This window comes from Streptomyces mauvecolor (assembly GCF_039532965.1).
Taxonomy (GTDB): domain Bacteria; phylum Actinomycetota; class Actinomycetes; order Streptomycetales; family Streptomycetaceae; genus Streptomyces; species Streptomyces violascens.
Map to the genome: position 1 here is coordinate 398,020 of NZ_BAAASQ010000023.1, position 16,000 is coordinate 414,019.

The 16,000-nt window shown below is 70.4% G+C and carries 15 protein-coding genes and 1 riboswitch; of the genes, 5 read left to right on the forward strand and 10 right to left on the reverse strand.

Annotated elements, in window-relative coordinates; genetic code table 11:
• Window position 1: 1 nt before the first annotated feature.
• The 5 genes from ABD346_RS29370 to clpS all read right to left on the reverse strand — a co-directional run bounded on the left by ABD346_RS29370 (window position 2) and on the right by clpS (window position 4,359).
• Window positions 2-982 (reverse strand): ABC transporter substrate-binding protein, encoded by a 981-nt coding sequence (locus tag ABD346_RS29370; RefSeq protein WP_344378994.1) that lies wholly within the window; start codon window positions 980-982, stop codon window positions 2-4.
• Between the two features lie 38 nt (window positions 983-1,020).
• Window positions 1,021-1,145, reverse strand: a riboswitch (cobalamin riboswitch).
• A gap of 36 nt (window positions 1,146-1,181) precedes the next feature.
• The gene (locus ABD346_RS29375) at window positions 1,182-1,604 is read right to left on the reverse strand and encodes a M67 family metallopeptidase (RefSeq protein ID WP_053729475.1); all 423 of its coding nucleotides are present in this window, start codon (window positions 1,602-1,604) and stop codon (window positions 1,182-1,184) included.
• A gap of 85 nt (window positions 1,605-1,689) precedes the next feature.
• A complete protein-coding gene (locus tag ABD346_RS29380) occupies window positions 1,690-3,153 on the reverse strand; it encodes an amino acid permease (RefSeq protein WP_344378996.1) in 1,464 nt (487 codons plus the stop codon).
• Window positions 3,154-3,472: 319 nt separating this feature from the next.
• Window positions 3,473-4,054: a DUF2017 domain-containing protein gene (locus ABD346_RS29385; protein ID WP_344378997.1), complete on the reverse strand. Its 582-nt coding sequence runs from the start codon at window positions 4,052-4,054 to the stop codon at window positions 3,473-3,475.
• On the reverse strand, window positions 4,054-4,359 hold the full coding sequence (gene clpS / locus ABD346_RS29390) for an ATP-dependent Clp protease adapter ClpS (protein ID WP_189966239.1): 306 nt from the start codon (window positions 4,357-4,359) through the stop codon (window positions 4,054-4,056). Before clpS ends, ABD346_RS29385 begins: the two co-directional genes overlap by 1 nt.
• Before the next feature lie 236 nt (window positions 4,360-4,595).
• Here clpS and ABD346_RS29395 point away from each other — a divergent pair, with 236 nt between their 5' ends.
• Together ABD346_RS29395 and ABD346_RS29400 are read left to right on the forward strand one after the other, a co-directional pair.
• Complete coding sequence (locus ABD346_RS29395) at window positions 4,596-5,924, forward strand: nicotinate phosphoribosyltransferase (RefSeq protein ID WP_344378999.1); 1,329 nt, start codon at window positions 4,596-4,598, stop codon at window positions 5,922-5,924.
• A gap of 146 nt (window positions 5,925-6,070) precedes the next feature.
• Entirely contained in the window at window positions 6,071-6,658 is a 588-nt protein-coding gene (locus ABD346_RS29400) for an isochorismatase family protein (RefSeq protein ID WP_344379001.1), read from the forward strand.
• A 3-nt stretch (window positions 6,659-6,661) separates the two neighbouring features.
• Here the strand turns inward: ABD346_RS29400 and ABD346_RS29405 are convergent, their stop codons facing one another.
• On the reverse strand, window positions 6,662-6,961 hold the full coding sequence (locus ABD346_RS29405) for a hypothetical protein (protein ID WP_189966233.1): 300 nt from the start codon (window positions 6,959-6,961) through the stop codon (window positions 6,662-6,664).
• A gap of 136 nt (window positions 6,962-7,097) precedes the next feature.
• Window positions 7,098-9,488, reverse strand: a complete 2,391-nt coding sequence (locus ABD346_RS29410; protein ID WP_344379003.1) for an immune inhibitor A domain-containing protein — start codon at window positions 9,486-9,488, stop codon at window positions 7,098-7,100.
• Window positions 9,489-9,908: 420 nt separating this feature from the next.
• On the opposite strand from ABD346_RS29410, the gene ABD346_RS29415 reads away from it, so the two are divergent.
• Entirely contained in the window at window positions 9,909-10,214 is a 306-nt protein-coding gene (locus ABD346_RS29415) for a hypothetical protein (RefSeq protein ID WP_189966229.1), read from the forward strand.
• On the opposite strand, the gene ABD346_RS29420 is transcribed toward ABD346_RS29415, so the two are convergent.
• Together ABD346_RS29420 and ABD346_RS29425 are read right to left on the reverse strand one after the other, a co-directional pair.
• Window positions 10,200-10,991 (reverse strand): RDD family protein, encoded by a 792-nt coding sequence (locus ABD346_RS29420; protein ID WP_344379006.1) that lies wholly within the window; start codon window positions 10,989-10,991, stop codon window positions 10,200-10,202. The genes ABD346_RS29415 and ABD346_RS29420 overlap by 15 nt on opposite strands.
• A gap of 83 nt (window positions 10,992-11,074) precedes the next feature.
• Window positions 11,075-12,475 (reverse strand): RDD family protein, encoded by a 1,401-nt coding sequence (locus ABD346_RS29425; RefSeq protein WP_344379009.1) that lies wholly within the window; start codon window positions 12,473-12,475, stop codon window positions 11,075-11,077.
• Window positions 12,476-12,753: 278 nt separating this feature from the next.
• Between ABD346_RS29425 and ABD346_RS29430 the strand changes: the two genes are divergently transcribed.
• Complete coding sequence (locus ABD346_RS29430) at window positions 12,754-13,920, forward strand: hypothetical protein (RefSeq protein WP_344379010.1); 1,167 nt, start codon at window positions 12,754-12,756, stop codon at window positions 13,918-13,920.
• Between the two features lie 190 nt (window positions 13,921-14,110).
• Entirely contained in the window at window positions 14,111-14,596 is a 486-nt protein-coding gene (locus ABD346_RS29435; RefSeq protein WP_344379012.1) for an SsgA family sporulation/cell division regulator, read from the forward strand.
• A gap of 10 nt (window positions 14,597-14,606) precedes the next feature.
• Here ABD346_RS29435 and ABD346_RS29440 read toward each other — a convergent pair whose 3' ends face one another.
• Window positions 14,607-15,974 carry an FAD-binding oxidoreductase gene (locus ABD346_RS29440; RefSeq protein ID WP_344379013.1) on the reverse strand — a complete coding sequence of 456 codons (1,368 nt, stop codon included), beginning with the start codon at window positions 15,972-15,974 and terminating at the stop codon, window positions 14,607-14,609.
• Window positions 15,975-16,000: the final 26 nt, after the last annotated feature.

Consider the following 16,000-nt stretch of genomic DNA (forward strand, 5'->3'; position numbering starts at 1 on the left):
CTCACTCCCCCGCCCCCGGGCGGAGCCGGCTCGCCAGCTTCGCCACCGCGTCCGGTGCTCTGACTCCCGTCACCATGTCCGACAGCGGCAGGACCGCGAAGCGGTTGTTCTTGACGGCCGGGACGGATGCCAGGGCCGGGTCGTCGCGCAGGCGCTGCTTCTTCGCTTCCACGCTCGTGCCGCCGTAGTCCAGGATCAGGATCGCCTCCGGCGCGCGGGCGACCACGTTTTCCCAGCTCGCGTCGCCGAAGGACGTGTCCTTGAGGTCGTCCGCGAAGACGTTGCGGCCGCCGGCCCGCGTCACGATGTCGTTGCCGATGCCCTTGCCGCCGACCGTGAACGCCGTCTTGTCCCCGCTGTCGTAGACGAAGACCGGGACGGGGGCCGCGCCCTTGCGGGCCGCCTGTGTCCGCGCGTTCGTGGCCTCCGCCGCCTTCACCCACGACTCCGCCCGCTCCGGCACGCCGAACGTCCGGCCCACCTCGCGGACTTCGTCGTACACCTCGTTCATCGTCGTCGCGGCGCCCTTGGGGCAGTTCTCCACGTTCAGGCGGGACTTGATGCCGCTCTTGGCCAGAGCCTCGCGGCCCCGGCCCTCGTTCGCCGCGAAGGCGGACGCGTAGCCGCCGTACACGTAGTCCGGATTGGCCGAGAGGAGCTTTTCGTAGGAGGGGTATTCCTTCGCCAGGACGGGGACCGAGCGGTATGCCTGCTCGTATTCCGGGAGGACCTTGTCGTCCAGGTAGGCCATGCCCACCAGGGACTTGGCGAGGCCCAGCTCCAGCATCACCTCCGTGGCGTGCTGGTTCATCGTCACGGCTCGCTTCGGCGGGGCGGTGAAGGCCGTCGTCACGCCGCAGTTGGTGACCGTGTAGGGGAAGCCGGGGGCCGAGCGGCCCTGGGCCTCGGGCCGCGCCTGTGTCGTGCAGGCGGCCAGTGGGAACAGCAGGGCGGCGGCCAGGGCCGCGCGGCGCCAGAGCATGGCTGAGCTCCTCCAAGGGGATTTCCACGTCCCCTGTCGTCGGGAGAAGGCGGCAGGTCAGTTCCTGGCTTCCGGCCCCGCGGGTTTCCACGGGGCCGGTCACAGTGGCGGGACCGTGCCGGATTCACACCGGCTTCCTGGGTCCTGCCGCCCGAATGTTCGAGATTGCGTATAGATGGTACGGGTCGACCCCTGAGGGTCAGTACGCCTCTACCACCTTCACGTCTTCCTCCGTGATCACGCCGTCCACGATCCGGTACGAGCGGAACTGGAACTCCCCCGCCCCGTCCGTGTCCGCCGTCGAGACCAGGACGTAGTGCGCGCCGGGCTCGTTCGCGTACGTCACGTCCGTGCGGGAGGGGTACGCCTCGGTCGCGGTGTGGGAGTGGTAGACGATCACCGGCTCCTCGTCGCGGTCGTCCATCTCGCGGTACAGCTTCAGCAGGTCCTGCGAGTCGAACTCGTAGAACGTGGGCGAGCGGGCCGCGTTCAGCATCGGGATGAAGCGCTCGGCGCGGCCGGTGCCCGCCGGGCCCGCGACCACACCGCACGCCTCGTCGGGGTGGTCGGCGCGGGCGTGCGCCACGAGCTGGTCGTACAGGGCCTGGGTGATGGTCAGCATGTCGGCAAGGATAAGCAGACGGGCCGGTCCGTATCGACAGTCGATACGTACCGGCCCGAATGGTGAGAACGCCCAGGTCAGAGCATTAGCTGCGCTTCTCGAACGCCTTGTTCTCGGGGTTCTTGGCCTTCAGGACCAGGTAGGAGACGCCCAGGATCAGGCCCCACAGCGGCGCGCAGTACAGGGAGACACGGGAGTCCTTGTCGATGCCCATCATCACGATGACCATGAAGATGAAGATCAGCGCGAACCAGCTGGTGTACGGGGCGCCGGGGGCGCGGAAGCTGGACTGCGGCAGGGCGCCGGTGTCCGACAGGCGGCGGTAGCGGATCTGGCAGACCAGGATCATGATCCAGGCCCACATGCCGGAGATGGTGGCGAAGGAGACCACGTAGTCGAAGGCCTTGCCGGGCGCCACGTAGTTGATCCACACGCCGACCAGCATGAGCGCCGCGGAGACCGTGGTGCCGACCAGCGGGGTGCCGCTCTTGGTGAGCTTGGTGAAGACCTTCGGGCCCTGGCCGTTGAGCGCGAGGTCGCGCAGCATGCGGCCGGTGGAGTACATGCCCGAGTTGCAGGAGGAGAGCGCCGCGGTGAGGACGACGAAGTTGACGATGGCGGCGCCGACGCCGAGGCCCATCTTCTCGAAGGCCGCGACGAAGGGGCTGACGCCCGGCTGGAACTCGTGCCACGGGACGACCGACAGGATCATGATCAGGGCGCCGATGTAGAAGACGGCGATGCGCCACGGCACGGTGTTGATGGCCTTGGGCAGGGTCTTCTCGGGGTCCTTGGACTCGCCCGCGGTCACACCGACCAGCTCGACGGCGAGGAAGGCGAACATGACGATCTGCAGGGTCATCAGCGTGCCGCCGATGCCCTTGGGGAAGAAGCCGTGGTCGTTCCACAGGTTGGCGACGGTGGCGGTGTCCGCGGCGTCGGAGAAGCCGACGGTCAGGATGCCGGCGCAGATCAGGATCATGCCGACGATGGCGGTCACCTTGACCATGGAGAACCAGAACTCCAGCTCACCGAAGAGCTTCACGGAGATGAGGTTCACGGCGTACAGGATGAGCGTGAAGACCAGCGCGTACAGCCATTGCGGGACGTTGCTGTGGGTCCAGAAGGCCATGTACTGGGCGGCCGCGGTGACTTCGGTGATGCCGGTGACGACCCAGAAGAGCCAGTACGTCCAGCCGGTGACGAAGCCCCAGAACGGGCCGACGAACTCCCGGGCGTACTCCGAGAAGGAGCCCGACACCGGGCGGTACATGAGCAGCTCGCCGAGGGCGCGCATGATGAAGAAGATGACCAGGCCGGCGATGGCGTAGGCCAGGATGAGGCTGGGGCCGGCCTTCGAGATGGCCTTGCCCGCGCCGAGGAAGAGGCCGGTGCCGATGGCACCGCCGATCGCGATCATCTGGATCTGCCGGGCCCCGAGGCCCCGCTGGTATCCCTCGCCCGAGCCCTCGCTCGAACTGTGGGCGGTCCCCGCGGCCTCATTGCCGGCAGGACGGTCGTCGTGCTTGTCGACCTGCGCTGAGGTCATGGTGGTGCGCCTTTCTCCATGCTGACCCGTCCGCCTCGGTCACGAAGCGACGGATCAGGTCCTGATCCCCCCGGATGTGGATGGAGTGCCACCGGCGGTCAGCCGGTCAAAGCGCCCCCGGGGACATGGGTGGCGTCCCCGGGTGGTCGTGAAGATTTATCACGGCCTTATGGGTGATCCCTATCGGCCACTGTGGCGCACACCACAGGAAGAAGCGGACAAAGGTCCCTTTGCGCCACAAAGCAGGTCGTTGTGGTGACAGGATCGTTATACGGATTTGAGCGTCCGCTGAGCGAACGGCCATCCGCCGGACGATCGGTCAGGGCATGAGCGTCTCGATGAGTGTTTCCTGGAGCACACCCAGCCACAAATAAGCCATCACCATCGGCTTGCGCGGATCGTCGTCCGGCAGCCGGTACAGCTCTTCGCTCTCCTCCTCGTCGGTGACGTCGAGGCGGGTGCCGATGGTCAGGCGCAGGTCGTTGAGCGCGCCCAGCCAGTGCTGTGAATCCTCGGCGGTCAGCTTGAGGACGGCTCCGCCGTCGCCCTTGGGGCTCAGCGCGTCGAGGCCGTGCACGACCGCGAGGGCGTCGGTGCGCTTGCGGGCGCGCAGGTCGTTCTCGGTGAAGCGCCTGAACTCCGCCGATTTGGCGCGCAGTTCGTCGCTCTCCTCGCTCGCGTACGCCTCGGGGAAGAGGCGGGCGAGCGCCGGGTCGGCGGGCGGCTCGCTCGGGCCCTCGGCGAACAGGGCGGCCAGCGGGTCCGCGTCCTCGGCCGGTTCGTCGCCGGGCCCGATGAGTTCGAGCAGCTGGACGGCGAGCGAGCGCAGGATGGCGATCTCGACCTCGTCGAGCGCGACGGCGGCGCCGCCGCGGGGCAGGGCCTCGAAGTGACCGGCCATCAGCCGCGGTCCTGGGTGAGCGTCGCCCAGAGCCCGTAGCCGTGCATCGCCTGCACGTCGCGCTCCATCTCCTCGCGGCTGCCGCTGGAGACCACGGCCCGTCCCTTGTGGTGCACGTCGAGCATCAGCTTGTGGGCCTTGTCCTTCGAGTAGCCGAAGTAGGACTGGAAGACGTACTGCACATAACTCATGAGGTTGACGGGGTCGTTGTGCACGAGCGTCACCCAGGGCACGTCGGGTTCGGCGACGGGCCGGCTCTGCTCCGCCGACTCGGGGCGTTCGATCTCTACGGGGGCAACACTCACGGCTCTGGGCGACCTTCGTCTCTTCTGCCAGTGGTCCGGGGGCACCCCCGGAAATCACAGCCACGGCCTCCATGCTGCCACCCGGGGCGGGTCATCGCACAAACGGGCCCCTAGAAATCGTCAAAGTGACGAGTATTCGGGGTAGCATCCCCCACATGCCCCCTCTTTCGGGGGCGGTCCCCGAAACCCCCGGCCGGAGTGTGCCCGGCCCGGACGAAAGTGCGAGGTGGCTCGCTGTGAATGCCCCGGACCTCGGGCTGCCGGTGGACGTGCCGTCGACCGCGCTCTTCACCGACCAGTACGAGTTCACGATGCTCCAGGCCGCCCTGAAGGCCGGCACGGCCGGGCGGCGCTCGGTCTTCGAGGTCTTCACCCGCCGCCTGCCCGAGGGCCGCCGGTACGGCGTGGTCGGCGGCACCGGGCGCGTCCTGGACGCCGTCGAGAACTTCCGCTTCGACGCGGGCGTGCTCGGCTTCCTGCGCGAGAACAAGATCGTCGACGAGCCCACCCTGCACTGGCTCTCCTCGTACCGCTTCAGCGGCGACATCTGGGGCTACCCCGAGGGCGAGGTCTACTTCCCGGGCTCGCCGGTCCTGCGCGTCGAGGGCTCCTTCGCCGAGTGCGTGCTGCTCGAAACCGTGATCCTCTCGATCCTCAACCACGACTCGGCGATCGCGGCCGCGGCCTCGCGGATGTCGGCCGCGGCCGGCGGGCGCCCGCTCATCGAGATGGGCGCGCGCCGCACCCACGAGCTGTCCGCGGTCGCCTCCTCGCGGGCCGCCTACGTCGGCGGCTTCAGCTCCACCTCGGACCTCGCGGCCGGCTTCCGCTACGGCATCCCGACCGTCGGCACCAGCGCGCACGCCTTCACCCTGCTCCACGACAGCGAGCGGGACGCCTTCCGGGCCCAGGTCGACTCGCTCGGCCGCGGCACGACCCTCCTGGTCGACACGTACGACGTCGCCGAGGCCGTGCGCACCGCCGTCGAGATCGCCGGGCCCGAGCTCGGCGCGGTCCGCATCGACTCCGGCGACCTGCTCCTGGTCGCCCACCGGGTGCGCCAGCAGCTCGACGAGCTGGGCGCGACCAACACCAAGATCGTGGTGACCTCCGACCTCGACGAGTACGCCATCGCCTCACTGGCGGCGGCCCCCGTGGACGCGTACGGGGTCGGCACCCAGCTGGTCACCGGCTCCGGGCACCCGACCTGCTCGATGGTCTACAAGCTGGTCGCCCGCGCCCAGTCCGCCGACCCGAAGGCCCCGCTGATCCCCGTCGCCAAGAAGTCGCTCGGGGCGAAGACCTCGATCGGCGGCCGCAAGTGGGCCGCGCGCCGCTCGGACGCGTACGGGATCGCCGAGGCCGAGGTCATCGGCACCGGTGCCGTACCCACCGCGCTCGCCGACCGCCAGCTCCTGGTCGAGCTGGTCAAGGGCGGCTCGGTGGTGGCTCGCGAGCCGCTGGAGAGCGCCCGGGAGCGGCACATCGACGCGCTGGCCGCGCTGCCGATGTCCGCGAGCCAGCTCTCGCGCGGCGAGCCGGTCATCCCGACCGAGTACGTCTGAGGGCATCCGAGCCGTACGGCTCAAGCGCGCGGCAGGGTTTCCGCCCCCGTTTGCCCCCTGCCGCGCGCCGATCGAAGTCTCTACGCTCGAAGAACAGCCCGCTCGAAGAACAGCTCACCGGGCCCGCAGACCGAAGGACAGCCGACATGCACCGCGCCTTGATCGTCGTGGACGTCCAGAACGACTTCTGCGAGGGCGGCTCCCTCGCGGTCGCGGGCGGCTCGGACGTCGCCGCCGCGATCACCGACCTGGTGGGCCAGGCGGCCGGGTCCGCCTACCGCCACGTGGTGGCGACCCGTGACCACCACATCGACCCGGGCGCGCACTTCTCGGACGCCCCCGACTTCGAGCACTCCTGGCCGCCGCACTGCGTCGCCGGCACGGAGGGCGTGGGCTTCCACCCCAACTTCGCACCGGCGGTCGCCTGCGGGGCGATCGACGCGGTCTTCGACAAGGGCGCCTACGCGGCCGCGTACAGCGGCTTCGAGGGGCTCGACGAGAACGGCGTCTCGCTGGCCGACTGGCTGCGGGCCCGCCAGGTCACCGAGGTCGACGTGGTGGGCATCGCCACCGACCACTGCGTGCGGGCGACCGCGCTCGACGCGGTGCGGGCCGGGTTCGCCACGCATGTGCTGCTCGACCTGACGGCGGGGGTGGCGGAGCACACCACCTCGTCGGCCCTGGACGAGATGCGGGCGGCCGGGGTCGAGCTGTCGGGCAAGCCGGTCGTCTAGGGCCTACCTGAGCAGCGCGCGTATCGGGTGCCAGAGCTCTTCCGTCGTCTCCGGGGCCGTGCGCCACAGCAGGCCGTCCGGATGGTGCAGGACGGCGGTGATCTCGTCCAGCGTGGGCGGCTCGGTCTGGCCGCGCAGATAGACCGCCCGCAGACCGAGGTTCCGCAGCCTGGTCAGGGCGCGGGCTCGGTTGACGGCGTGCACCAGGACGCGCACGTTCGTGCCGGGTGCGGCCGGGTTCGGCAGCGTGAGCGCGACGACCACGCTGCCCCCTGGCAGCTTGCAATAACCTCCGCCGGGCATGCCGGACCACTCCCCCTGTAAGACGACGCGTTGGACCCGCTGTCAATAAGGACTCGTAGGACGCACCTAAACACGACCGGCCGCCGCCCCGCTAGAGGGCGACGGCCGATCATGGTTTGACCTGCGGTTTTTAGAATTACTTGATCGAGGAGCCGACCTTCACGGTGACCGTCGAGCCGTCCAGCGGCTGGTTGACGATCGAGATCCGGGTCTTGGTGTCAGGAACCTTGACGCTCCCGGTCGGGTTCTCGGCGTACCAGTAGGTGCCGTGGTGGTCGTCGAAGATCGGCACGCCCATCTGGGACTTGATCTTCGTGGCGACGTCCGCCTTGTGCAGCGTGAAGCTGTCCGTCGGGTACCAGCTGAAGGGCGCGTCGAAGGGCTGGACCTTGTTGCGGAGCATCGTGCCGTCGGCCCACTTGAGGGGCTTGGCGTGCGCGTCGATCGGCAGGATCAGGCCCTGGCCCGGGTGGGCCGAGACGTTGTTGTCCTTCTGCGAGGTGTCCCAGAGCCAGATGAGCAGGCCCTTCTGGTACGGGTAGTGCTCGACCCAGCTGGGACGGGTGCCCGAGAAACCGAAGTTGTACGGGCCGACCTTGAGGGTCTGGTCGAACGAGACGTACTGGCGGTTCTCCGCGATGTAGTACTGCGGGTAGTCGTTGGTGAACGACTCGCCGATGCGGGTGAAGTTCTTCGCCGTCCAGCCGTTGTCGTCGCCCTCGGCGCCGTCGGTCACGACGGCCGCGCCGTCAGCGGTGACGGTGATCGCGTCGGCCGTGAAGCCCTTGCCGCCCGCGCCGCCGTCCGTCTGGTAGCGGAAGCGGAGCTGGATCTTCTGGCCCGCGTACTTGTCGAGCGGGAACGACAGCTTCTTGTACGCGCCCGAGGCGTCGGTCAGGGCCGGCTTGTCGCTGGAGTCGCGGGTGATGGCCTTGCCGTCGGCGGTGCCGTCGATCGCGTTCCAGCTGGCGCCGTTGTCCGTGGAGACCTCGGTGTACAGGAAGTCGTAGTCCTTCTCGATGTCCCACCAGCCCGAGAGGTCCAGGGACGCCTTGGACTTGCCGGTCAGGTCGAGGCTGCGGGTCAGGGTGTTGTTGAGGTTGTCACCCATGCCGCTCCACCACTGCTTGGAGCCCTCGGCGGGCTTCACGACGGTGGTGGTGACTTCCTTCTTGGGCAGCTCCACGACAAGCGCCTGCTTGTCGTTGGTGTTGTACTCGGAGACACCCAGCTTGACCGTCTTGTCCGTACCGGCCTTCACCGTCTCGGCGTTGAGCCAGCCGAGCTGGAGCTTGTCCCAGGCGGTCATGTCGCCGGGCATGTCCCCGATGGAGTCCTTGCCGGTGCCGAGCCAGGAGCCCGCCGACATCAGCGACCAGAAACCGACCGAGTTCTCGGCGGTGTTGGTGGTGTCGTAGAGGTCCGGCAGACCGAGGTCGTGGCCGTACTCGTGGGCGAAGACACCGAGGCCGCCGTTCTCCGGCTGCATCGTGTAGTCGCCGACCCACATCCCGGTGTCACCGATCTGCGTGCCGCCGGCCTTGTTGTTGGCCGGGCCGGTCTTGCCCGCGTCCGTGCCGTACGCGTACCAGCGGTGCGCCCACAGGGCGTTGGTGCCCTGGGCACCGCCGCCCGCCGACTCGTCCTCGCCGGCGTGCACGATCTGGAAGTGGTCGATGTAGCCGTCGGGCTCGTTGAAGTTGCCGTTGTTGTTGTAGTCGTTGCGATCCCACTGGTCGTACTGACCCAGGGTCGCCTTGATCTGCGCGTCCGTCTGGCCCTTGGCCTTCTGGTCGGCGACCCAGGCATTGACGCCGTCGCGGACGGTGTCCCACACGCTGGCGCAGTTGGTCTGGCCGCAGTAGTTGGAGCCGTAACGGGCCTCGTTGTACGGGATCTTGACCCAGTCGGTGACCTGGCCGTCGACCGAGTAGCGCCCCGAGGAGGTCTTCTCGTAGTACGTCTTCAGCGAGTTGACGCCCTGGCCCGTACCGAAGTACAGGTCCTGGTAGTGCTTCTGGTTGTAGTCGGCCTGCCAGGCCGTGGAGTTGTCCTTCGCCCGGTCGGGCTTGGCTATCTGGTTGTGCGCCGGGCCGGGGGTGCCCCCGTACTTGGGCTGGGGCGGCTTGGGGCCGTCCGGGCCGTCCGGGTCGTACATCGTGGTGTTGTCGACCTGGTCGCCGAACTCCACGAGGATCGTGAAGATCTTGTCGGTCTTCTGCCGGCCGAGCTCGACGTACTTGTTGTCGTCGAGCTTGACGACGTCGGAGCCGTCCTTCTTCTCGACCTTCTTCTTGCCGGAGATGACCTGCTCCAGCGCCGCCTGGCGCTGCTGGGCCTGCTGGTCGCTGAACGGGCCCTTGAGGTTGTGCTCCTGACCCTTGGCCGTGGACGGGTCTTGGCGGACGACGGGTGCCGGAGCCTTCGAGTCCGCCTGGGCCGTGGCGTATGCCGAGCCCGTGGCGCCGGCCGTGGCGAGAGCCACGAGCACGGCGGCGGCTCTTGCCGCCTTCCTGCTGCTGGTCACTTGATGTTTTCCTCCCCCGCGGCCGGCAGGAACCGGGGGGTGAGGGGCTGGTTCCGGTGCGCGACACGCGTCTCAAGTGACGACATTGGACCGGAGTTGCCAAAGAAAAGACAGATCTTGACTTGTTCGTGCCAAGTACATTATGCAGAAGGCGAGTTCCGCTATCCGAACGTGACAGTTGTGCTAACAGACCGGGACAAGCGGTGCGCATGTCTCACCATTCGGACGGGGCCACCTCGCCGAATGACTCCGTGCGCCCCCTGTGCACCGGCACCGTGGGTTAGGTCACGCTTACCAACAGTTCCGCTCGGGCATGGACCGTCGTAGAGTCGCTTGACAGTGCGATCCGGCTGCCAGGTCCGCCGGTTGAGAACGGTTGAGAGGCCCACCCCTATCCGAACCATGAGGACGGATAACGCCATGCCGCGTCCCACTGCCGCACAGCTCTCCTACGGTTCGGCCACCGTCGTCTTCTCGACCGTCGCCATGCTGCTGCTCTCGCGCACCGAGTCCGGGGTCGGCGTGGCCGTCATCGTGCTCGCGGCGCTCCTGCTCGGCCTGCTCGTCGCCGTCACCGTCCCCATGCCGCTGCCCCGCCGGACGCGCGCGAACGCCGACGACCGCACGGTCCTGGCCGCTGGTGCGGCACCGGTGAACCGTGCGGCCGTCGTCGAGACGTCCGCCGCGCTGCGGGTTCCCGAGCGCGAGCACTCACTGCGTGGTTGAGACCACCACCGTCTTGCCGGCCTTGTCGTGCCAGCCCTGCCGGTACGGCTTGTCCGCCACGATCGTGATGATCAGGATGATGTCCCACAGGCAGTAGCAGCAGATCACGAACGGCGCCCACAGCACGGCGGCCCGGGCGAGCGCCGCGTTGGTGGTGGGCACACTGCCGTCGTTGAGCATCGCGACCCGCAGCCCCAGCCACTTCTTGCCGAGCGTCTGGCCGGACTTGGACACCATCAGGGTGTCGTAGCCGATGTAGGCGACGAGCGAGATCAGAAGCCACAGCAGCCCGCTGCCGGAGTACGCCTTGCTGATCACCTCGGTGCCGGAGTCGCTGTCGTTCGTGGAGATGACGATCCGGTTGCTGGTCCCCCACTCGATCAGGCCGAGCGGGATCGCGATGATGAGGAAGTCGATGAACCGGGCCAGGAACCGCTTGCCGTAGTCGGCGAGCGGCGGCATCCCGGCCAGCGGGTCGACACCGCCGTACCCGCCCCCGTAGGGGTCGGAGGGCGGTGGCGGGGCGCTGCCGTACGGCGAGCCGCCACCGGGGGGAGGCGGCCCGCCGTACGCGCCGCCTGCGCCCGAGCCGACCGGGGGCGGGGGCGTGCCGTAGGGGCCCGCGCCGCTGGGCGGCGGGCCCGTGCCGTACGGCGAATCACCGGGCGGCGGCTCCGAGCCGCCGTAGGGAGAACCGCTCTGCGGAGGCTCTGACGGCTTCTTGAGGAACGGATCGTCCTCGGGCGGCTGACCGGGCGGCGGCTGATCGGTGCTCATGCCGGTAGTGCACAGCGCGCGCGAGACCCCCGCAACGGTACGGACGCCGTTCGGGGGACGGGCCGGGCGGAATCCGCCGGACCTCAGCCCTGCGCGACGAACGTACGGGCCGCCTTGTCGTGCCAGCACTGGCGCCACGGACGGTCGAACAGGCACCACGCCACGTTGACGACGCCCACCGCGAGCAGCCCGAGCACCCCGTGGACCAGCCAGCGGCGCGCCGCCTGACCGAACGTCGGCGGCTCGTACGACTCGATGCCGCGCACCTGCACCCCGCACAGCTTCTTGCCGAGCGTGCGACCCCACTTGGCGGTGGGCAGCGCCTCGTACAGCAGGCCGAGGACGAGGAAGGCGCCGAACACGATGCCGAGGAAGCCCGCGGTCGTGCCGTCGAGGAGGTAGACGGTGACCGTCTTCCCCGACAGCTTCGCCGCGTCGATCTTGTCCTGGATGTGGTCGGTGACGCCCGGGAGCAGCGGCACGGCGAGACCCGCGACGGCGCCGCCGAGCAGCACGGTGTCGACGAGCCGCGCGGTCAGCCGCCTGCCGAGACCGGCGGGCCTGGCCGCGGCCTGGGCCTGGGCGGCCTGGAGGAACGGGTCGGCGACCGGCGGCTTCCACGGCACGACCGGTTGGTTTGCCTGCGGCTCGGGCTGGGCGAGCTGGTGCACCTGCTGCGCCCAGGACGCGGCGCCTCCCCCGGGCCCCGCCGTCATGGGCGACCCGGGCACGGCGGCGTGCGGCTGCGCGGGGTGCGGCGGCAGCGGAGCGGGCTGCGCGGCGCCCGGCTGCATGAGCCGGGCGGGCGGCAGCTGCGGCGGCTGCGCCTGGGCGGGCGCGGCGTAGCCGCCGTCCACGCGGCCGGGCGGCGTCGCCGGGCGGACCGGGTCGGCCGGGGCGGGGAGTTGGGGCCGCGCGGGCGGCGGTTCGACGGCGGCGGGCGGCATCGCCCCCGGGAGCCGCCCGGACTGCTGCTGCGGCACCGAGCCGCCGGGCCGCGCGGGTGCCGCCGGGGGCGTCGGCTGTACGGGTTCGGGCCGCCGGGGGTCGGGGAGGCGACGCGGGTCGGCCGCCTCGGGCAGGCCGCGCGGATCGACCGGCCGGCCCCAGGAGACCCGGCGGTCCTGGTCGCCGCCGAAGCCGGACTGATGGGCAGCGTCCGCGTGCCAGGCCGGCTGGGGCCGGGCGCCCTGGCCCCGCGCGGCGGGCGGGGGCGAGGCCTCGGGCTCGTCGAGGAAGACCGGGCCCGTCTCCTCGGCGGGCGCCGGAGTGACCGGCGGCGCGGACGCGAGGGAGGGGGCCGGCGCGGGGGCGGCGCCCGGCGGCGGGGTGGGCTGCGCCTCACCCGCGGCGGGGGCGGGCCGGCTCGTGCCGGGCACCCAGGAGGCCCCGTTCCAGTACCGGACATATCCGGGAATGGAGGGGTCCGGGTAATACCCTTCCCGGGCTACGCTCCCGCCGCCGTCAGGAGGAACCGTCGCCATGTCCCCAACTCCGTTCCGATCCAGCACTCTTGATCTCTACCGCGGTACGCCACCCGGCCCTGACGCCGACCGGCCGCTTCCGCTTGTCCCAGGAGGACATTAGCCAAGAACCCCGGCTCCTTAGGAAGAAGCCGCGGAGGAAGCCTGCGTACGGGCGACGGGGACACGGCGCGGCGCGGCCGGGGAGCGGGCTGCGCCCCAGGGTCCTGCCAGTGCGTAAAGTCGTGGCGGATCGAACTGGTGCACCCTGCCCGGCCGGTCAGGAAAGTGAGTGAGCAATGCGCGTGGGGCCCGGCCGAACCGGTCACGACGAACCGGCCGACGGTTCCCTGGCACAGGCATCCGCGTTACGGCGGGCCTGGACGGCGGTCGCGGCCTTCGCGGCGGTCCGCGCGCTGGGTCTGCTGGTCCTCGCCCTCTGGTCCCGCGTCAACGACAGCGACGCCCATGAGCTGCTCTCCGCGCGCTGGGACTCGCTCTGGTACGTGCGGGTCGCCGAGTCGGGGTACGACTTCACCCTGACCGCGCCGGACGGCCGGGTCCTGTCCGACATGGCGTTCTTCCCGCTGCTCCCCTGGCTGGAGCAGGCCGTCGCCGCGGTGAGCCCGCTCGGCCCGGGCGACGCGGGACTGCTGATCAGCGGCCTCGCGGGGGTCGCCGCCGCCTGGGGCATGTATCTGATAGGCCATCAGCTCCACGGTCATCGGGCCGGCCTCCTCCTGGTGACGCTGTGGGCGGCGGTGCCGGTCGGGATCGTCGAGTCGATGGCGTACAGCGAGGCCCTCTTCGTCGCGCTCGCCGCGTGGGCGCTGTACGCCGTCCTCGGGCACCGCTGGATCGAGGCCGGGCTCCTCGCGTCGCTCGCGGGGCTGACCCGCCCGGTGGGGCTCGCGGTCGCGGCCGCGCTGTGGGCGGGGGCCGCCGTCGAGGCGCGGCGCACCCGGCACGTCGGGGCCCGGATGCTGACCGGCGCGATGATCGCCCCGCTCGGCGCGGCGGGCTACATCCTGTGGGTGGGCCTGCGCCGGGGCAGCCCGCTGGCCTATCTCGACGTCCAGGCCGAGTGGGGCAACGGCTTCGACGGGGGCCTGGCGTACGGGAAGTTCATCGTGGCCCACCTCGGCGGCTGGCCCGTCGCGCTCGCCGGGATCGGCCTGATCGCGGGCACGGCGCTCGCGCTCTGGGCGTACGGGGCGTGTGTGCGGCAGCGCCAGCCGCTCCCGCTGCTCGTCTACACCGGCATCGTGATGGCCCTGGCGCTCTGCTCATCGGGCTACTTCGGCTCCAAGCCCCGCCTGCTCCTGCCCGCCTTCCCGCTGCTGCTCCCGGTGGCGCTGGCGCTGTCCCGGGTGCGGGTGGCGCGGGCGGCGGGGGTGGTCGCCGTCCTCGCGCTCGGCTCGGCGGTGTACGGCGCGAGCTGGCTCAATGGCTCGGGCCCGCCGTAGGACGAGCCGGGGCCCGGGAAACCCCGGCCCGCCGCGGCGCTCAAAAAAGTTCTTCGGAAAAACTTCCCGAAGTCGCGTCATGCCCGCGGGGGAACGCGCTCTCACCCTGTACGGCCCGCCCCCGGGCCCCGTACCGCACGTACGGGTTCGTCCCGCGAACCCGTACAGGGAAAGGGAAGAGAGACCCCTCATGCACACCGTGGTGGAACGCGAACTGGAGCTCAAACTGGTGCTGTCGCCCGAGCGCAGCATCCCCGTGCCGGCCCGGCTGACCTACCGGACCGACGACCCGTACGCCGTGCACATCACCTTCCACATCGGCTCACAGACCCCCGTCGACTGGACGTTCGCGCGCGAGCTCCTGGTCGAGGGGGTGTTCCGGGCGTGCGGGCACGGCGATGTGCGGATCTGGCCGACCAAGGTCGAGGGCCGCAGCGTGGTCCTGATGGCGCTCAGTTCGCCGGACGGCGACGCGCTGCTCGAAGCGCCGTCCGTGCAGGTCTCGGCGTGGCTGGAGCGGACGCTGCGGGTGGTGCCGCCCGGCTCCGAGACCGAACAGCTCGGCATCGACGACGGCCTGGCCGAGCTGCTCGCACCGGCCACCGGCCGCGCGGACGAGCTGTGGCTGAACGACCCGTGGCCCTCCGACGAGTCCCGTCCGGAGGAGGGCGCGTGAGGGGCCCGGCTCAGAACAGCTTGCCCGGGTTGAGCAGGCCGAGCGGGTCGAAGGCGTGCTTCACCGCGCGCTGCATCTCGATACCCACCGGACCGAGCTCGCGGGCCAGCCATTCCTTCTTGAGTACGCCGACGCCGTGTTCGCCGGTGATGGTGCCGCCCAGTTCCAGTCCGAGCGCCATGATCTCGTCGAACGACTCGCGGGCGCGCCGCGACTCGTCCTCGTCGGCGGCGTCGAAGCAGACCACGGGGTGGGTGTTGCCGTCTCCGGCGTGCGCGCAGACGCCGATGGTCAGGCCGTACTTGGCGGCGATCGCGGAGGTGCCCTCCAGCATCGCGGCGAGCCGGGAGCGCGGCACGCACACGTCGTCGATCATCGTGGCCGACTTGATCGTCTCCAGTGCGGTGAGCGACAACCGCCGCGCCTGGAGCAGCAGTTCGGACTCGGCGACGTCCTCCGCCGGGACGACCTGGGTGGCGCCCGCGGCGGTGCACAGCTCGCCGACGGCCGCGAGATCGGCGGCCGCGTCCGGGGTGTCGAAGGCGGCGAGCAGCAGAGCCTCGGTGCTGTCGGGCAGACCCATGTTGGCCATGCGGTTCACGGCCTCGATGGTGGTGCGGTCCATGAGTTCGAGGAGCGACGGGGTGTGGCCGCGCTCCATGATCCGTACGACGGCGTCGCAGGCGGCAGCGGCCGAGGAGAACTCGGCGGCGAGCGCGAGCTGCGGCGGCGGCGCGGGGCGCAGGGCGAGGACCGCCTTCACGACGATGCCGAGGCTGCCCTCGGAGCCGACGAACAGCCGGGTCAGGTCGTATCCGGCGACGCCCTTGGCGGTGCGCCGCCCGGTGCTCATGAGCCGTCCGTCGGCGAGCACGACCTCCAGGCCGAGGACGTACTCCGCGGTCACCCCGTACTTCACACAGCACAGGCCGCCGGACGCGGTCCCGATGTTCCCGCCGATGGTGCACATCTCCCAACTGGAGGGATCCGGCGGGTAGTAGAGCCCGAGTTCGTGGACTTGGCGCGACAGTACGGCGTTGACGACGCCGGGTTCGACGACCGCGACCCGGTCGACCGGGTTGATCTCCAGGATGCGGTCCATCTTGACCAGGGACAGGACGATGCAGCCCTCGCTCGCGTTGGCCGCGCCGGACAGGCCGGTGCGGGCGCCCTGCGGCACGACGGGCACGCGCAGCGCCGTCGCCGTGCGCATCACGTGCTGGACCTGCTCGACGGTGCGGGGCAGCACGACCACCGCCGGGCTGCCCGCGGCGCAGAAGCTCGCCATGTCGTGGGCGTACGAACCGGTGATGTCGGGGTCGGTGATGACGGCGTCCGCCGGGAGTTCCTCGCGCAGCCGTTCGAGAAGATCGTCCATGCCTTCAGCCTGGCACCCGGGGGCCA

Bases quoted from the DNA above. Each gene is read 5' to 3' on its own strand.
- ABD346_RS29370 (WP_344378994.1), bottom strand. From the start codon at position 982: ATGCTCTGGCGCCGCGCGGCCCTGGCCGCCGCCCTGCTGTTCCCACTG.
- ABD346_RS29375 (WP_053729475.1), bottom strand. From the start codon at position 1,604: ATGCTGACCATCACCCAGGCCCTGTACGACCAGCTCGTGGCGCACGCC.
- ABD346_RS29380 (WP_344378996.1), bottom strand. From the start codon at position 3,153: ATGACCTCAGCGCAGGTCGACAAGCACGACGACCGTCCTGCCGGCAAT.
- ABD346_RS29385 (WP_344378997.1), bottom strand. From the start codon at position 4,054: ATGGCCGGTCACTTCGAGGCCCTGCCCCGCGGCGGCGCCGCCGTCGCG.
- ABD346_RS29400 (WP_344379001.1), top strand. From the start codon at position 6,071: ATGCACCGCGCCTTGATCGTCGTGGACGTCCAGAACGACTTCTGCGAG.
- ABD346_RS29405 (WP_189966233.1), bottom strand. From the start codon at position 6,961: ATGCCCGGCGGAGGTTATTGCAAGCTGCCAGGGGGCAGCGTGGTCGTC.
- ABD346_RS29415 (WP_189966229.1), top strand. From the start codon at position 9,909: ATGCCGCGTCCCACTGCCGCACAGCTCTCCTACGGTTCGGCCACCGTC.
- ABD346_RS29420 (WP_344379006.1), bottom strand. From the start codon at position 10,991: ATGAGCACCGATCAGCCGCCGCCCGGTCAGCCGCCCGAGGACGATCCG.
- ABD346_RS29425 (WP_344379009.1), bottom strand. From the start codon at position 12,475: ATGGCGACGGTTCCTCCTGACGGCGGCGGGAGCGTAGCCCGGGAAGGG.
- ABD346_RS29430 (WP_344379010.1), top strand. From the start codon at position 12,754: ATGCGCGTGGGGCCCGGCCGAACCGGTCACGACGAACCGGCCGACGGT.
- ABD346_RS29435 (WP_344379012.1), top strand. From the start codon at position 14,111: ATGCACACCGTGGTGGAACGCGAACTGGAGCTCAAACTGGTGCTGTCG.
- ABD346_RS29440 (WP_344379013.1), bottom strand. From the start codon at position 15,974: ATGGACGATCTTCTCGAACGGCTGCGCGAGGAACTCCCGGCGGACGCC.